The organism is Ramlibacter sp., assembly GCF_036383835.1.
Lineage (GTDB): Bacteria > Pseudomonadota > Gammaproteobacteria > Burkholderiales > Burkholderiaceae_C > Ramlibacter.
On the sequence record NZ_DASVNN010000131.1, the window covers coordinates 48010 to 63569 of the forward strand.

At 68.0% G+C, this 15560-nt stretch carries 15 protein-coding genes; 3 read left to right on the forward strand and 12 right to left on the reverse strand.

Annotated features, from left to right (window positions below; genetic code table 11):
- Positions 1-6 precede the first annotated feature (6 nt).
- From fahA to VF522_RS20740, 6 genes are read right to left on the reverse strand one after another with little or no spacing between them, the layout of a single operon-like run.
- Positions 7-1284 carry a fumarylacetoacetase gene (fahA, locus tag VF522_RS20715; RefSeq protein WP_330910207.1) on the reverse strand — a complete coding sequence of 426 codons (1278 nt, stop codon included), beginning with the start codon at positions 1282-1284 and terminating at the stop codon, positions 7-9.
- On the reverse strand, positions 1281-1820 hold the full coding sequence (locus tag VF522_RS20720; RefSeq protein WP_330910247.1) for a VOC family protein: 540 nt from the start codon (positions 1818-1820) through the stop codon (positions 1281-1283). The genes fahA and VF522_RS20720 overlap by 4 nt, the downstream gene beginning before the upstream one ends.
- Before the next feature lie 2 nt (positions 1821-1822).
- Positions 1823-2911, reverse strand: coding sequence for a 4-hydroxyphenylpyruvate dioxygenase (gene hppD / locus VF522_RS20725; protein ID WP_330910208.1), 1089 nt, complete (start codon positions 2909-2911; stop codon positions 1823-1825).
- Between the two features lie 35 nt (positions 2912-2946).
- Positions 2947-3921, reverse strand: a complete 975-nt coding sequence (locus VF522_RS20730; RefSeq protein ID WP_330910209.1) for a tripartite tricarboxylate transporter substrate binding protein — start codon at positions 3919-3921, stop codon at positions 2947-2949.
- Positions 3922-3946: 25 nt separating this feature from the next.
- A complete protein-coding gene (locus VF522_RS20735) occupies positions 3947-5098 on the reverse strand; it encodes a CaiB/BaiF CoA-transferase family protein (RefSeq protein WP_330910210.1) in 1152 nt (383 codons plus the stop codon).
- Positions 5099-5153: 55 nt separating this feature from the next.
- A complete protein-coding gene (locus tag VF522_RS20740) occupies positions 5154-6098 on the reverse strand; it encodes a hydroxymethylglutaryl-CoA lyase (protein ID WP_330910211.1) in 945 nt (314 codons plus the stop codon).
- An 87-nt stretch (positions 6099-6185) separates the two neighbouring features.
- Between VF522_RS20740 and VF522_RS20745 the strand changes: the two genes are divergently transcribed.
- On the forward strand, positions 6186-7085 hold the full coding sequence (locus tag VF522_RS20745) for a LysR family transcriptional regulator (protein WP_330910212.1): 900 nt from the start codon (positions 6186-6188) through the stop codon (positions 7083-7085).
- 1 nt (position 7086) lies between these two features.
- Here VF522_RS20745 and VF522_RS20750 read toward each other — a convergent pair whose 3' ends face one another.
- The 5 genes from VF522_RS20750 to VF522_RS20770 all read right to left on the reverse strand — a co-directional run bounded on the left by VF522_RS20750 (position 7087) and on the right by VF522_RS20770 (position 12299).
- A complete protein-coding gene (locus VF522_RS20750; RefSeq protein WP_330910213.1) occupies positions 7087-8049 on the reverse strand; it encodes a tripartite tricarboxylate transporter substrate binding protein in 963 nt (320 codons plus the stop codon).
- Positions 8050-8064: 15 nt separating this feature from the next.
- On the reverse strand, positions 8065-9162 hold the full coding sequence (locus VF522_RS20755; protein ID WP_330910214.1) for an alkene reductase: 1098 nt from the start codon (positions 9160-9162) through the stop codon (positions 8065-8067).
- 138 nt (positions 9163-9300) lie between these two features.
- Positions 9301-10272: a tripartite tricarboxylate transporter substrate binding protein gene (locus VF522_RS20760; RefSeq protein WP_330910215.1), complete on the reverse strand. Its 972-nt coding sequence runs from the start codon at positions 10270-10272 to the stop codon at positions 9301-9303.
- Positions 10269-11519, reverse strand: coding sequence for a CoA transferase (locus VF522_RS20765; RefSeq protein WP_330910216.1), 1251 nt, complete (start codon positions 11517-11519; stop codon positions 10269-10271). The genes VF522_RS20760 and VF522_RS20765 overlap by 4 nt, the downstream gene beginning before the upstream one ends.
- A complete protein-coding gene (locus VF522_RS20770) occupies positions 11520-12299 on the reverse strand; it encodes an enoyl-CoA hydratase/isomerase family protein (protein WP_330910217.1) in 780 nt (259 codons plus the stop codon).
- A 90-nt stretch (positions 12300-12389) separates the two neighbouring features.
- Between VF522_RS20770 and VF522_RS20775 the strand changes: the two genes are divergently transcribed.
- The gene (locus VF522_RS20775) at positions 12390-13313 is read left to right on the forward strand and encodes a LysR substrate-binding domain-containing protein (protein ID WP_330910218.1); all 924 of its coding nucleotides are present in this window, start codon (positions 12390-12392) and stop codon (positions 13311-13313) included.
- Between the two features lie 25 nt (positions 13314-13338).
- On the opposite strand, the gene gcvA is transcribed toward VF522_RS20775, so the two are convergent.
- Positions 13339-14244 carry a transcriptional regulator GcvA gene (gene gcvA, locus VF522_RS20780; RefSeq protein ID WP_330910219.1) on the reverse strand — a complete coding sequence of 302 codons (906 nt, stop codon included), beginning with the start codon at positions 14242-14244 and terminating at the stop codon, positions 13339-13341.
- Between the two features lie 132 nt (positions 14245-14376).
- Here gcvA and VF522_RS20785 point away from each other — a divergent pair, with 132 nt between their 5' ends.
- On the forward strand, positions 14377-15534 hold the full coding sequence (locus VF522_RS20785; protein WP_330910220.1) for an acyl-CoA dehydrogenase: 1158 nt from the start codon (positions 14377-14379) through the stop codon (positions 15532-15534).
- Positions 15535-15560 lie beyond the last annotated feature (26 nt).

Sequence of the window (15560 nt, forward strand, 5' to 3'; positions counted from 1 at the left end):
GGCGCATCAGCCCGGGGCGGACAGGACAGTTCCCTTGCACTCGCCGAAGCCGATGCGGCGAAAGCCCGGCCGCTCGCAATAGCCGCGCAGGATGATGGTGTCGCCGTCCTGCAGGTAGGTCCTGCGCTCGCCATTCGACAGCGTCAGCGCCTGCTTGCCGCCGAGGGTGAGCTCGAGGAGCGACCCCGCCTGGTCCGGCCGTGGCCCGGACAGCGTGCCCGATCCGAACAGGTCGCCGGCCTGCAGCGCGCAGCCGTTCACCGTGTGGTGCGCGACGAGCTGCGCGATCGTCCAGTAGGCGGCTTCGGCGAAGTTCGACCGGCTGATCGTGTCTCCCGCATGACCCGCTTTGGCCATCCGCGCGGTCTGGAGCACCACTTCGAGTTGGATATCGAAAGCCCCACGCGCGGCGTTGTCGGCCGAGTCGAGATAGGGCAAGGGCCGCGGATCGCCATCCGGACGGACCAGGGGCTTGCGGAACGGCTCCAGCGCATCGAGCGTCACCATCCACGGCGAGATCGTGCTGGCGAAATTCTTGGACAGGAAGGGGCCCAGCGGCTGGTACTCCCAGCCCTGGATGTCGCGGGCGCTCCAGTCGTTGAAGAGCGTGACGCCGAAGACGTGCTCCTCGGCTTCGCCGATGCGGATCGGCACGCCCATGGCATTGGGCCGGCCGATCACGATGCCGAGTTCCAGCTCGATGTCCAGCCGGGCGCTGGGACCCACTGCCGGCTCCGCGGCATCCGGCGCCCGGGTCTGGCCGACCGGGCGGTGGAAGGCGGTGCCGCTGGCGACGATGGTCGACGCCCGGCCGTGGTAGCCGATCGGCACCCACTTGTAGTTCGGCAGCAGCGGGTTGTCCGGACGGAACTGCTTGCCGATCGCGGTCGCATGGTGGATGCCGACGTAGAAGTCCGTGTAGTCGCGGATGTCGCAGGGCACGCCGAGGGTGACGTCCCGCTGCGGCACGAGCGCGGCTTCGAACTTCGTGCGATGCGGGCTGCCGTGGCGCAGGCCCTCGGAGATGGCCTGTCGCAGCGCCTGCCGCGTCTGCGGCTTGAGCCGGATCAGCCGGTTGATGTCCGCGTTGTCGATCAGGCCCGCCTTGCGCAGGTCCAGCACCTGGTCGCCGATGGCGACGCCGATGCACCAGGCGGCATCGTCCTCGCGGCGGAAGCGGCCGAAGGGCAGGTTCTGGATCGGGAAGTCGCCGGCCGGATCGTTCGCGCTCGCTACCCAGCTCTCCAGGGCCGGGTCGTTGGCGTCGTACGTGTCGGCGCTCATTCCTTGAACTCGCGTTGGTGCAGGAAAGCCGCGTGCTTGGGCGCGCGTTTCGTCTTCGACCATTCCTCCAGCATGTCCCATTTCACCGCGTCCAGGCGCCGGTTCATCGCCTCTTCCTCGGGATCGGGGCAGGCCAGTTCCAGCCGGTGGCCGTTCGGGTCGAAGAAGTAGATGGAGTGGAAGGCGCCGTGGTCGGTGACGCCCAGCACCTCCACCCCGTTGGCTTCCAGCCGCTGCTTGAACTCCAGCAGCGTGGCGCGGTCCTTCACCCGGAAGGCGATGTGCTGTACCCAGGCAGGCGTGTTGGGGTCGCGTCCCATCTCCGGCTGGGTGGGCAGCTCGAAGAAGGCGAGCACGTTGCCCATGCCGGCGTCCAGGAAGATGTGCATGTAGGGATCGGGCGCCTTGGTCGAAGGCACCTGGTCCTCGGCGATCGCCAGCACGAAATCCATGTTCAGGTTCTGCTGGTACCAGAGCACGGTTTCCTTGGCGTCCTTGCAGCGGTAGGCGACGTGGTGGATGCGGTCGACCTTCAGCATCACGCGGCCTCCTTTTCGACCTGCAGCACGCCGCGGCGGATCTGGTCGCGCTCCAGCGATTCGAACAGCGCCTTGAAGTTGCCGTTGCCGAAGCCGTCGTCGCCGGCACGCTGGATGAACTCGAAGAAGACGGGACCCAGCAGCGTCTCGCTGAAAATCTGCAGCAGCAGGCGCTTCTGTCCTCCGGAGGTGTCGCCATCCAGCAGGATGCCGCGCACCTGCAGCTCGCCCACGGGCTGGCCGTGGCCCGGCAGGCGCTCTGCCAGCATCTCGTAGTAGATGTCGTTGGGTGCCGTCATCAGCGGCACGCCGGCCATCTGCAGCTGGTCGACCGTCTCGATCAGGTTGTCGGTCGACAGGGCGACGTGCTGGATGCCTTCGCCGCTGAACTTCATCAGGAACTCCTCGATCTGGCCCGAGGTCTTGCCGGCTTCCTCGTTCAGCGGGATGCGGATCAGGCCGTCCGGCGCCGTCATCGCCTTGGACGTGAGGCCGGTGTACTCGCCCTTGATGTCGAAGTAGCGGATCTCGCGGAAGTTGAACAGGCGCTCGTAGAAGGCGGCCCAGTGCGCCATGCGGCCGCGGTAGACGTTGTGCGTGAGGTGATCCACCACTTTCAGGCCCACGCCCTTGGGGTGCCGCTCCACGCCCGGCAGGAACTCGAAATCGATGTCGTAGATCGACTTGCCGTCCTCGAAGCGGTCGATCAGGTACAGCGGGGCGCCGCCGATGCCCTTGATCGCCGGCAGGCGCAGTTCCATCGGGCCCGTGGGCATCTCGATCGGCTGCGCGCCCAGTTTCAGCGCGCGCTCGTACGCCTGGTGCGCGTCGCGCACGCGGAAGGCGAGGCCGCAAGCCGAGGCGCCGTGCTCCGCGGTGAAGTAGGCCGCCTGGCTTTTGGGCTCGCGGTTGACGATGAAGTTGATGTCGCCCTGGCGGTACAGCACGACCTCCTTGGAACGGTGCTTCGCGACCAGCGTGAAGCCCATCTTCTCGAACAGGGGCTCCAGCACGCCGGGGGTGGGGGAAGCGAACTCGACGAACTCGAAGCCGCACAGCCCCATGGGGTTGTCGAACAGATCAGCCATTGCAGACTCCTGCGAAAGGAATGATGGGAAAAAACTCAGTCCGCCTTGATGTCGGCCTTCTGCACGATGCGGGCGTAGCGGGCCTGCTCGGTCTTGAAGAAGGCGGTCGCGGCTTCCGGCGTGCCCGGATGGATGATGTTCTCCTGCCTGGCCATCGCTTCCTTCACTTCCGGCGCGTTCCAGGCGTTGACCACGGCGGTGTGGATGCGCTTGACTTCCGCGGCGGGCAGCTTGGCAGGACCGACGGCGGCGAACCAGCCGCCGATCACGACGTCGGCGAAGCCTTGCTCCTTCATTGTCGGCAGCTCCGGCAGGGAGGCGACGCGCTGCGCACCCATCACGCCGACCGCGCGCAGCGCGCCGGATTTCAGGTGGCCCTGCACGGAGGGCACGGCGACCACGCCGAAGTCGACCTGGCCGCCGATGATGTCGGTGAGCATCGGTCCGACGCCCTTGTACGGGATGTGGGCGACCTTGGCGTCGGCCGCGTCGACGAACAGTTCGCTCGCGAGGTGCAGGATGGTGCCGTTGCCGGACGAGGCGTAGTTGAACTTGCCCGGACTGGCCTTCAGCGTCGCCGCGAGTTCCTTGGCATTCCTGACCGGCAGCCGCGACGGATTCACCACCAGCACGAAAGGCGTTTCGCCCACCACCGAGATGGGCGTGATGTCCGTGAGGCTGTCGAAGGGCATCTTCTTGAAGATGCTGGGATTCACCGCGTGGTTGTTGGACACGAAGGCGATGGTGCGGCCGTCGGGCGCGGCCTTCACCAGCTGCGCGGTGCCCGTGATGCCGCCGGCGCCCGGCAGGTTCTCGATCACGACCGGCTGCTTCAGCTCGCGCGCCAGGGCGTTCTGCGCGGCGCGCACGATGGTGTCCACGCCCGAGCCCGCGCCCACGGGCAGGATCACGCGCAGCGGCGCGTCGGCTTGCGCGAAGGCGGGCAGGGCGGCGGCGGCGACGACCGCGGCGGCAACGGTGCCGAACAGGCGGCGGGTGGTTTGCATCATCTTTTGATCTCCTCGGATGCGGGGGTCAGGCGGTCGCGTGGCCGGGCAGCCGCGCGAGGATTTCCTCGGTGTGCTCGCCGACCTTCGGCAGCGCATGCCGCACGCCGGGGCGGCGGCCGTTCATCAGCAGCGGCAGCAGCACCACCTGGGTGGTTTCGCCGTCGTCGGTTTCCATGGGCACCAGGCCGCCGGATTCGACCAGGTGGCGGTCGTGCACCAGCTGCTCGGGGCGCACGATCGGCGCGTAGGGGATGCCGGCAGCCTCCAGCCTGGGCTGCAGTTCTTCGGTGCGGTGCAGGCGCAGCGTCTCGCCCAGCTTCTCCAGCAGCGCCGGGCGCACCTCCACGCGTTGCGCGTTGGTCGCGAGCGCGGGATCGCTGGCCAGGTCCGGCCGCGCTATTACCTTGCACAGGATCTGGAACTGCTTGTCGTTCACCGCGCCGATGAACAGCTGCTCGTCGTCGGCCAGGGTGAATACGTCGTACACGCTCCAGGCCGACACGCGCGAAGGCATGGGCGGCGGCGCTTCGCCCGTCATCAGGTACTGCTGCATGTGCTGCGCCGCGAGCAGCGTGCAGTTCTCGAACAGCGCGCTCTGGATCTCCTGGCCGCGGCCGGTGCGATTCCGCTCCTGCAGTGCCGCCAGGATGCCGATGGCGCCGAACATGCCGCCCATGATGTCGTTCACGGACGAACCCGCGCGCAGCGGGCGGCCCTTGGGACCGGTCATGTAGGTCAGGCCGGCCATGTTCTGCACCACCTCGTCGAGGGCGAGGCGGTTCTCGTACGGACCGGGCAGGAAGCCCTTGTGCGAAGCGTAGATGAGGTGCGGGAAGCGCGCGGCCAGCGTCTCGTAGTCGAGGCCGAACTTCTTCATCAGGCCGGGGCGGAAGTTCTCCAGCACCACGTCGCACTCGCCGACCAGTTCGGCCGCGGTCTCCTGGCCCTCCGGCGTGGCGATGTCGATCACCACGCTCTTCTTGTTGCGGTTGAAGCTGCGGAAGAAGCCGATGCCCAGGCCGGGAAGGTTGCGGGTCTTGTCGCCGCCGGGCGGCTCGATCTTGATCACCTCGGCGCCGAGGTCGGCCAGGATCATGCCGCAGGTGGGGCCCATCACCATGTGGGTGAATTCGACGACGCGGATGCCTTCGAGGGGAAGGCCGGTGTTTTCGCTCATGTTGGATCCGTTGGGTTGTCATCCCGGGCTTGACCCGGGATCCATGGATTGCGGCTCAAGGCCGCAATGACGAGGGCTGGAAATTCTTCGGAAGCCCGGCGCGCCAGAGCGTGCCGTGCGTGGGCTCGCCTTGCAGCCAATCCGCGACCTTCGCGCGCAGCGCCAGCAGCTGCGGCAGGTCGATGCCGGTGCCCACGCCCATCGAGGCGAGCATGAAGGCGAGGTCTTCGGTGGACGCATTGCCGCTGGCGCCGGGCGCGTGCGGGCAGCCGCCGATGCCCGCCAGCGAGGCGTCGAAGCGTTCCACGCCCAGTTCCAGCGAAGCGTAGATGTTGGCCAGCGCCAGACCGCGCGTGTCGTGGAAGTGGCCGCAGCAGAAGCGGTCGCCGGCGATCTTCAGCGCCTTCTCGAACAGGCGCGAAACCGCGGCGGGATTGGCGTAGCCCACCGTGTCGGCCAGGCTCACGCGGTCGGCGCCGGCATCGAGCAGGGCTTGCAGCAGGCGCAGCACTTCGGACTCCTGCACGTCGCCCTGGATCGTGCAGCCGAAGGCGGTGCCGACGCCGCCTTCGATCAGCGTCCTGCTGCCGGCGGCGTCGCGCGCGGCGCGGATCTTCGCGAGTTCGGCGACCACGTCGTCGGGGGTCTTGCGCAGGTTGGCCAGGCTGTGTGCGTGCGAGGCGGACAGCGGCAGGATCATCAGGTCGGCGCCTTCGGCGATGGCGCGCTCGGCGCCGCGCAGGTTGGGCACCAGCACCGAGGCGAACAGGCCCGGCAGCGTCTTCGCGTACGCCAGCACCTCGGCGGTGTCGGCCAGCTGCGGCAGCAGCTTCGGGGGCACGAAGGAGCCGACTTCGATCTCGCGCTGGCCGGCGGCGTAGGCGTCGCGCACCCATTCCTTCTTGCGTTCGGTCGGCAGGATCTTCTGGATGCTCTGCAGTCCGTCGCGCAGGCCGACTTCGCGAATGGTCGCTCGGGTGGGAAGGTTGGTGGCGGGCATGCGGGGAAGTCTAGGCATTCCCGTTTTTCCAGAAAGTGGTATTTCGGAACGTCCGGTTTTCCTGAAGCTCACAGCACAATGGAGGCCATGAAAGACCTGGACCTGACCTCGCTGCGCTACTTCGTCGCGGTTTGCGAGAACGGCAACATCACGCGCGCCGCGGAGCAGGAGCACGTGGTGCCGTCGGCGATCAGCAAGCGGCTGGCCCAGCTCGAACACGACCTGCGCGTGCCGCTGTTCGATCGCCAGCGACGCGGCGTGGCGCCGACGGCGGCCGGCGAGATGCTGCTGGAGCACTCGCGCAACATCCTGTCGAGCGCGAGCCGCATCGCCCAGGACATGGCGAGCTTCGGCTCCGGCGTGCGCGGCCACGTGCGGCTGCTCGGCACGGTCTCCTCGATCGCGGAGTCGCTGCCGGACGACGTGGCGGCTTTCATGAAGAAGCCGGACCACCGCGAGATCCATGTCGACATCGAGGAACAGCTGAGCCGCGACATCGTCCGCCGCGTGAAGGAGGGCAGCGCCTCCGTGGGTGTGCTGTGGGATGCCACCAACCTGGAAGGACTGAAGACGGTGGCCTATCGCTCCGACCACCTGGCGGCGGTGGTGTACCCGACGCATCCGCTGGCGGCGCGCAAGCGCTGCGCCTTCGAGGACACGCTCGATCACGAACACGTGGGACTGGAGGCATCGGGCGCGGTGAACGTGATGCTGGCGCGCGCGGCTGCCTTGGCGGGCAAGCGCCTGGTCTACCGCTCCACGGTCTCCAACTTCGAGGCGGCGATCCGGGTGGTGGATGCCGAACTGGGCATCTCGATCATCCCCAAGGAAGTCGTCGCGGCCCGCGCCGAGATGCTGGGACTCAAGGTGATCCCTCTCTCGGACGCGTGGGCCAAGCGGCGCTTCGTGATCTGCTACCGCGACAAGGACAAGCTCACGAAAGCCGCGGCCCTGCTGGTCGACTTCCTGTCCGCCGCCAGGCGGTAGCTCACTCCGCCCGGATGCCGGTGTCGACGATGATGCGTTCGCGCTCCGCGCGCGCCTGCTTCATGCGCTGCGCGTAGTCCGCTGGCGAGCCACCCAGGCCCACCATGCCGTTGGTGAGGATCACATGGCGCACGTCGCGATCCACGAGGGCCGCGCGCACGGCATCGTTCAATTTCCGCACGATGTCGGGGGAAGTCCCCTTGGGCGTCATCAGGCCCATGTCCACCGTGGAGATGGACACGTTGCGCAGCGTCTCGGCCACGGTGGGCACCGTGGGCAGCAGGGGAAAGCGCGAAGGCGAGGTGACGGCGATGATCCGGGCCTTGCCCGCGGTGACCAGCGGCTGCACGCTCGCGGGCATGCCGAACAGCAGGTCGACCTGCCCGCCGACCAGGTCGGTCATCGCATTGGAAGTGCCCTTGTACGGCACGTGCGTGAGCGGCTGCTTCAGTGCCCGCGCCAGCATTTCGGCGGCGAGCTGGTGCGGTGTGCCGACACCGGGCGAGGCGTACGACAGCGGCGCGCCCTTCTTCTGCGCCGCCGCGGCGAAGTCCTGCAGGCCCTGGATGGGCGACGAGGCGCTGACCGCGACGACGACCGGCGCGCCCACGATGTTGGCGATGGGCTCCAGCCCACCGAGCGATTCCTGGGCCGCCTTGCCGAACAGCACCGGGTTGATGGAGTACATGTTGTCGGTGGAGAGCAGCAGGGTGTAGCCGTCGGGGGTGGCCCTGGAGACCGCCGCTGCGGCGATCTGGCCCGAGGCGCCCGGTTTGTTGTCGACGACGACGGGTTGCTTCAGCTGCTCGGTCAGGCTCTTGCCGAGTGCGCGCGCGATCACGTCGGCGCCGCCGCCCGCGGAGTAGGGCACGACCAGCGTGATGGGTTTGGCGGGATACGGGTCCGCGACGGCGCCGGCTGCCGCGAGCAGGCCGCAGACGGTGAGGGTCAGTCGTTTCAGCATCGCGTTGGTCTCCTTCTAGGAATGGGTCTTGCGGCCGTCGCCGTCGAGGCTGGGGTAGTCGGTGTAGCCGCGGTGGTCGCTGGTGTAGATCGTGTCCTGCACGAGCGGGTTCAGCGGCGCGCCGTCGGCGAATCGCCGCACCAGGTCGGGGTTGGCGATGAACAGCCGCCCGAAGGCGACCATGTCGGCGCGCCCGCTGGCGATGGCCTCTTCGCCGCTCTCGCGCGTGAAGGCGTTGTTGGCGATGTAGACACCGCTGAAGTGGCGGCGCAGCGCGTCCCAGTCCAGGTCGTGGGTGGGCGGCATCGCGTTGGACGAGCCTTCCACCATGTCGACGAAGGCCACGCGCAATTTCGACAGGCCCTGCAGCGCCACCGCGTAGAGGGCGGCCGGTTCCGAATCGGAGAGCCGGTAGTTGGAAGGACTGGTGGGCGACAGCCGCACGCCCATGCGATCGGCGCCCCAGGTTTCGGCAACCGCCTGCACCACCTCGAACAGCAGCCGGCAGCGGCGTTCGGGCGAGCCGCCGTAGTCATCGCGCCGCAGGTTGGCCGAATCGCGCAGGAACTGGTCCAGCAGGTAGCCGTTGGCGGCGTGCACCTCGACGCCGTCGAAGCCCGCCTCTTGCGCCATGCGCGCGGCATGCCGGTATTCGTCCAGCAGCTCCGAGATGTCGCGTGTGTCCATCTCGCGCGGCACGTGCAGCGGCAGCCTGCCTTCGCGGGTGCGCACCGTGCCGGTCGGCTGGACCGCCGAAGGACCGAGCGGCACCTGTCCACCCGGCTGGGTGAGCGGGTGGGAGTTGCGGCCGCAGTGCCAGAGCTGCACGTAGATCCGGCCGCCGCGGGCATGCACCGCCTGCGTCACCTTCTGCCAGCCGCGCACCTGGTCCGCGGACCAGATGCCCGGCGTCTCCGTCCAGCCGAGGCCGCGCGGCGAGATCGCGGTGGACTCGGTCATGACCAGGCCCGCCCCGGCGCGCTGCGCGTAGTACAGGGCGTTGAGATCGTTGGGGACTTCGCCCGGCGAACGATTTCGCGTCATGGGCGAGAGCACCACCCGGTTGGGCAGCAGGTAGGGACCCAGCTGGATGGGTTGGAGAAGCTTCAGCATCTGCAGGATCGGCGCGGTCGCGGCAACGGGGTGAAGCCGCTAGTGTCATCGCGCCCCCGGGGCGGCAGGACTGGTATTTGGTGCTGCCTGCGTTTCCGAAGTGGAACAGGAGCGACGCTGCGAGCGCCGCTCGCGGGTTCACTCGGCCTTCAGCTTCGCCGCCTGGATCAGGTTGCGCGAGGCCGCGTATTCGTCCTGGATCATCCGGCCCATGGCCGCCGGCGAGCCGCCCACCGGGTCGGTGCCGAGCGTCTCCAGCGTCTTGCGCAGATCGGGGTCCTTCAGCATCTTGTCCATCTCGGCGTTGAGCCTGGCGACGATCGGTTCAGGCGTGCCCTTGGGCGCGAGGACGCCGAGCCAGGTCAGGTGGGTGAACTTGCTGCCGGTGACTTCGGCGACGGTGGGCACGTCCGGCAGGCTGGGCCAGCGCTGCGCCGACGTCACCGCGAGCGCCTTGACCTTGCCGGCCTTGATGTGCGGCATCGCCGCCGCGAGCGTTGACGACACCAGCGGGATCTGGCCCGCGACGGCGTCGGCGAGCGAAGGACCGGAACCCTTGTACGGCGCATGCACCAGCTGGATCCTGTTCTCGTACTGGAACAGTTCGAAGGCGATGTGCGACGGCAAGCCGATGCCGGGGCTGCCGTAGGCGATGGAGGCGGGAGCGGCCTTGGCTTTCGCGATCAGCGTCTTCAGGCCGGAGAAGGGCGCATTGTTGGCCGCCACGAACACCGAAGGTCCGCGCGTGAGCTCGATCACGGGCGCGAAGTCTTCCAGCTTGTAGGGAGCTTTGGCGAACAGCGAGACGTTGACCGTGTGGTTGTTGCCCGTCAGCAGCAGCGTGTAGCCATCGGGCGCCGCCTTGGCGACGATCTCGGTGGCGATGTTGCCGCCGCCGCCCTTGTTGTCGACGACGAACTGCTGGCCGAGCGTCTTCGACAGCCGCTCGCCCACCATGCGGGCGACGGCGTCGGCGCTGCCGCCGGGGGAAGATGGCACCACGATGCGCACCGGCTTGTCCGGGTACGCGGCCTGGGCATGCAGCGCGCCAGCCGCCAAGGCCAGGGCGGCTGCGATGCAGGCGCGGCGGGTGAAGGGAAGGCTGTTCATTCGCATGTCTCCTTGTGTTGTTCCTGGTGCAGGTGCAGGTGCACGGCGCCTGCCGCCGCCAGCCGCTCGATCTCCGCATCGGCGTAACCCAGCTCGCGCAGGACTTCGCCGGTATGTTGCCCGTACAGCGGCGCGCCGCGGCGGGTCACGCCGTTGCCGTGCGAGAACTTGATCGGCAGCCCGAGCGCCTCGATCTCGCCGGCAACGGGATGTTCCACGCGGATCACCATGTCCCGCGCGCGCGTCTGCGGATCGTCGAGCACCTGCTTCATGTTCTTGACCGGACCGGCCGGGACGCCGGCGCGCTCGAAGGCGCCGATCCAGTGCTCGGTGGACTGCGTGCGCAGCACGTCCGAAACCAGTTGCACCATCTGTTCGCGGTGCTTCATGCGCGCCCCGTTGGTGGCGAAGCGTTCGTCCGTCACCATCCAGGGCAGGCCCAGCACTTCCGCGGTGCCGACCCACGTGGCCTGGCTCATGGCGCCGATGTTCAGCCAGCCGTCGGCGGTGGGAAAGGCCTGGTAGGGCGCCGCCACGGGATGCGCCGAGCCCATCGGACCGGCTGATTCGCCCGTGGCGAACGCCAGCGCCACCGGCCAGTAGGTATGGACGAGGGATGCCTCCAGCAAGGAGGTGTCCACGTACTGGCCTTCGCCGGTGCGCAGCCGCTCGATGTAGGCCGCCAGGATGCCGGTGGCCGCGAGGATGCCGGCGGTCACGTCGCCCACGGGCACGCCTACCTTCACGGGCGGCCGGCCCGGGCCCTCGCCCGTCAGGCCCATGAGCCCCGACATGCCCTGGGAGATCAGGTCGTAGCCGGCGCGGTTGGCATAGGGACCCGTCAGGCCGAAGCCCGTGATCTTGCAATAGACCAGGCCGGGGTTGGCCTTTTGCAGCTCGGGGAACGACAGGCCCATCTTCTCCATGGTGCCCGGGCGGTAGTTCTCCAGCACGATGTCGGCCCGCGTGATCATGCGGCGGACCACGTCCTTGCCTTCGGGGCTCTTCAGGTCCACCGCGATCCCGCGCTTGTTGCGGTTCAGGATCATGAAGGAGGCGGATTCGCCTTCGATGGAGGGCGGCGTGGTGCGGCGCGTGTCGTCGCCGCCGGGGAGCTTCTCGACCTTCACGACGTCGGCGCCCATGTCGGCCAGCAGCAAGCCGCCCACCGGACCGGCCATGACGTGCGCCAGTTCGACCACGCGCAAGCCGGCCAGCGGCCCCCTGCGTCCTGCATTCGATTGCATCTATCTCCCCTTGAAAACCGGTGGACGCTTGGCCTGGAACGAACGCCAGCCCTCGGTGAAATCTTCCGTGTCGAAGCAGGCATAGCCTTCCTCGAGCTCCGACGCGGTGAGCGCGCGCGCCTCCTGCAGGCGCCGCACGAATTTCTTGTGCCAGCGCGCGGACAGCGGCGCGCCGGCGGTGATGCGGGCGACCGTCCGCTCCAGCTCGCCGTCGAATTCGGAAGCCGGGACGACGCGGCTCACGACTCCTTTGGCCCGGGCCTCGGCCGCGCCGATCACGCGGCCTTCCAGCAGCAATTCCAGCGCGACCTGCGGTCCCGCGACGCGGACGAGCCCTTCCAGCTCCGGATAGGCGAGCACGCCGCCCAGCCGCGCGATCGGCACGCCGAACTTCGCGTCGTCGCTGGCCAGCCGGATGTCGCAGCCGATCGCCAGCTCCAGGCCGCCGCCGACGCAGACGCCGCGGATGGCCGCGACCGTGGGAATGGGACAGTCCCGCACCGCGTGCATCGCGCGGTGGCCGTGCTTGCCGAACGCGATGGCCTGGGCCTTGGTGGCGCGCAGCTTCTCGAATTCGTCGATGTCGGCGCCGCTGCCGAAGGCCTCGGTGCCGGCGCCGCGCAGGACGAGGCAACGCACCTGCGGCTCTTCCTGCAATGCCAGCAGCGCGTCGCCCATCGCGATCCACATCGCCTGGTCCATCGCGTTGCGCTTGGCGGGGTTGTCGATGACGACCGTGGCCACCGGCCCGTTGCGTTCCACCCTGATGCTGCCGCCCACGCTTGTCTCCTGGTAGCTATGGGGCGCAGTGTAGTGAGAAGGGGGTATGCCGAAAAATACTGTTTCAGGCTATGGGTATATCCTCGCGCGATGGATATCCGCCAGCTGCGCTACTTCGCCTCCATCGTGGAAACCGGCAGCGTGTCGCGTGCCTCGCGAACCTTGCACATCGCGCAGCCGGCGCTCTCCAAGCAGCTGGCGCAACTCGAGGATGAGCTGGGGGTGAAGCTGCTGGCGCGCAGCGTGCGCGGCGTCACGCCGACGGAGGCCGGCCTCGCCGTGTTTCGCCACGCGCAGGCGATCCTGAAGCAGGTCGAAGCCACCCGATCCATCGCGCTGCAGGCCGGAGGCGGAGTCAGCGGCCCGGTGGCGATCGGCTTGCCCTGGACGATCACGTCCGTGCTGGGGCTGTCCCTGCTCGCGGCGGTGCGCGAGCAGCTGCCCGACGTGCGCCTGGAAATTACGGAGGGACCGAGTTCCGTGATCGCTCAGATGCTCGCGCAAGGCAAGCTGGACCTGGCCGTGGTCTTCGGCGATGGGGCGGATGCCAGCCTGCGCCTGAAGCCCCTCGTGCGTGAGCCGTTGCGACTGGTCGGCGCGAGCGGGAGCCTGCGTGGAAAAAGGTCCTTGACCCTGGCCAAGGCATCCGAACTCCCTTTGCTTCTCCTGAGTCGTCCCAACGGCATCCGGGAAACGATGGAACGCATCTGGAGCGAGCGTGGCGTGGCGCCGCACGTCGTCGCCGAGATCAACGCACCATCGCTGCTGGTTGGCGCCGTCGAAGCAGGACTGGGCTTTGCGATCCTGCCTTCGTGTGCCCTCGATGAAAGGTTGCGGCACGGCGTGCTCGACGTCGCGGAGCTGCGGGATGCGAAGCTGACCCGCACGGCGTGCGTGGGGAGCTCCCTGCTGTTCCCGATCACGACGGCGGCGGAGCGCGTGCAGGGGCTGCTGGAGCAGCTCGTGGCGCGGAGCGTGGAAGAGGGGCGGTGGGAAGCGCGGATGCTTGCGTGAAAGCGAGCCGCGCGAATGGTCGCAGTCAGGCCTCGATGCGATCCTTGCCGACGCTTTCCAGCAGCCAATCCCGGAAAGCCATCACCTTCCGGGACTCCCTCTGCACCTGCGGCCGGACGAGGTAGTGCGCCTTTTCGCGCTGCAGGGGCTTGCCGAACGGGCGAACGAGTTGGCCGGCGTCCAGTTCTGCCCTGAGCAAGGCAGCCTGCCCGATCGCCACACCGAGGCCGTCGAGGGCCGCCTGCCAGGTCAGGATCGAGCTGCTGAACGACATCCTCTCGGCCGCCGCGGCCTGCTCCTCCAGGTGATGGGCGGCAAGCCAGTCGTCCCAGTCCGAGCGCCGGAACTGCGAGACCAGCAGGCGCTTGCGAAGCACTTCCTCCGGTCCCTTGCGCCCGGATTCCTGCTTCAGGTAAGCCGGCGAGCACACGGGTTCGATCTCGTCGTGGAACAGCAGGTCGCTCCTGGCGCGCGGCCAATGCCCGTCCCCGAACTGGATCGCGACATCCACCGCATCCCTGTCGAAATCGACGTCGGGCACGGCATTGAAGATGCGCACGTCGATGTCGGGATGCCTTCGCTTGAAATCCGGGAGGCGCGGGATGAGCCACTTGGCCGCGAACGTGGTGTAGGTCCGCACGCGCAGGCTGCCCTGTGAAGTCGCCTTGGTCAGCTTTCCGGTGGCGGCCGCGATGGCCTCGAACGCCGGGACGATCTCATCGGCGTAGCTCTTGCCCACGCGGGTCAGCACGACGCCATGCCGCTCGCGCCGGAACAGCTCGACCCCCAGGTAGTTTTCGAGCACGGCCACCTGGCGGCTCACTGCCGACTGGTTGACGTGCAGTTCCCGCGAGGCGGCAGTCAGGTTCTCGGTCCGGGCAACCACCTCGAAGACCCGCAGCGGATTGAGCGGTGGAATGCGGCGTGTCATGGTGAGTCCCGGTTTCGAGGATGTCCCGACGGTGAGGCATGACATTATGTCATTCCTGAACGCGCAACTGGCAGTGTTCGAAAGCGAGGATGCGCCCCATGATCCAGCCACTGGATTTTGGAGACCCGTTCCATGGACTTTCAACTGAGCGAAGAACACGAGGCGTTCGCCGAATCGGTCCGCCGGTTCGCGCAGGACAGGCTCGCCCCAGGCGCGCTGGACCGCGCCCACTCGCCGCATTTCCCCTGGGACACTGCGCGCCTCATTGCCGAGCAAGGGCTGCTGGGCATCGCGTTCCCGGAGGAGGACGGCGGCCAGGGCGGCACGCTGATGCACGCGGTGCTGGCGATCCAGGAGGTCGCCCTGGCGTGCCCCAAGAGCGCCGACATCGTGCAGGCGGGCAACTTCGGTCCGGTCCGCACGTTCGTCGAGTACGCCACCCCGGAACAAAAGCAACGCTTCCTGCCGGACCTCCTGGCCGGCAAGAAGCTGGTCGCTCTGGGCATGAGCGAACCGGACGCCGGTTCCGCGGTGACGGAGTTGAAGACCTCCGCCCGCATCGAGGGCGACGAAGTCGTGATCAACGGCAGCAAGGTGTTCTCGACCCACAGCCCCGAGGCCGGGCTGTTCCTGATCTACGTGCGGTTCGCTCCCGGCGTGGGCGGCATCGGTTCGGTCCTGGTGGAACGCGGAACGCCCGGTTTCCAGGTGGGCACGCCTTCGGCGTTCATGAGCGGCGAAACCTGGAGCCAGCTGTACTTCGAGGAATGCCGGATCCCGAAGAAAAATATCCTGCTGGGCGAGGGCGGCTTCAAGAAGCAGATCTCCGGCTTCAACGTGGAACGGCTCGGCAACTCGGCGCGTTCGCTGGCGCTGGGCCGGCACTGCTTCAACATCGCACGCGAGCACGCGCTGGTGCGCAAGCAGTTCGGCCGCGCACTGTGCGAGTTCCAGGGCATCCAGTGGAAGTTCGCCGAGATGAAGCTGAAACTGGAGTCCGCCCAGCTGCTTCTCTACAAGGCGGCAATGGAGGGCGAGCATGGCCTGCCTTCCGCCCAGAGCACCGCGCTCGCCAAGCTGGCGTGCAACCAGGCGGGCTGGGACGTCTCGAACGAGGCGCTGCAGGTCATGGGAGGCATGGGCTACAGCCAGGAGTCCATCGTCGAATACTGCGTGCGGCGCACGCGCGGCTGGATGATCGCCGGCGGCTCCATCGAGATGCTCAAGAACCGCATCGCCGAAGGCGTGTTCGACCGCCAGTTCCCGCAGCGCGCGCCCAAGGCGGCGTGAGCCATTCCCACAACGACAGGAGACAA

Excerpts from the sequence above, each read along its gene's own strand:
- fahA (WP_330910207.1), bottom strand. The coding sequence starts at position 1,284 with ATGAGCGCCGACACGTACGACGCCAACGACCCGGCCCTGGAGAGCTGG.
- hppD (WP_330910208.1), bottom strand. The coding sequence starts at position 2,911 with ATGGCTGATCTGTTCGACAACCCCATGGGGCTGTGCGGCTTCGAGTTC.
- VF522_RS20730 (WP_330910209.1), bottom strand. The coding sequence starts at position 3,921 with ATGATGCAAACCACCCGCCGCCTGTTCGGCACCGTTGCCGCCGCGGTC.
- VF522_RS20735 (WP_330910210.1), bottom strand. The coding sequence starts at position 5,098 with ATGAGCGAAAACACCGGCCTTCCCCTCGAAGGCATCCGCGTCGTCGAA.
- VF522_RS20740 (WP_330910211.1), bottom strand. The coding sequence starts at position 6,098 with ATGCCCGCCACCAACCTTCCCACCCGAGCGACCATTCGCGAAGTCGGC.
- VF522_RS20745 (WP_330910212.1), top strand. The coding sequence starts at position 6,186 with ATGAAAGACCTGGACCTGACCTCGCTGCGCTACTTCGTCGCGGTTTGC.
- VF522_RS20750 (WP_330910213.1), bottom strand. The coding sequence starts at position 8,049 with ATGCTGAAACGACTGACCCTCACCGTCTGCGGCCTGCTCGCGGCAGCC.
- VF522_RS20755 (WP_330910214.1), bottom strand. The coding sequence starts at position 9,162 with ATGCTGAAGCTTCTCCAACCCATCCAGCTGGGTCCCTACCTGCTGCCC.
- VF522_RS20760 (WP_330910215.1), bottom strand. The coding sequence starts at position 10,272 with ATGAACAGCCTTCCCTTCACCCGCCGCGCCTGCATCGCAGCCGCCCTG.
- VF522_RS20765 (WP_330910216.1), bottom strand. The coding sequence starts at position 11,519 with ATGCAATCGAATGCAGGACGCAGGGGGCCGCTGGCCGGCTTGCGCGTG.
- VF522_RS20775 (WP_330910218.1), top strand. The coding sequence starts at position 12,390 with ATGGATATCCGCCAGCTGCGCTACTTCGCCTCCATCGTGGAAACCGGC.
- gcvA (WP_330910219.1), bottom strand. The coding sequence starts at position 14,244 with ATGACACGCCGCATTCCACCGCTCAATCCGCTGCGGGTCTTCGAGGTG.
- VF522_RS20785 (WP_330910220.1), top strand. The coding sequence starts at position 14,377 with ATGGACTTTCAACTGAGCGAAGAACACGAGGCGTTCGCCGAATCGGTC.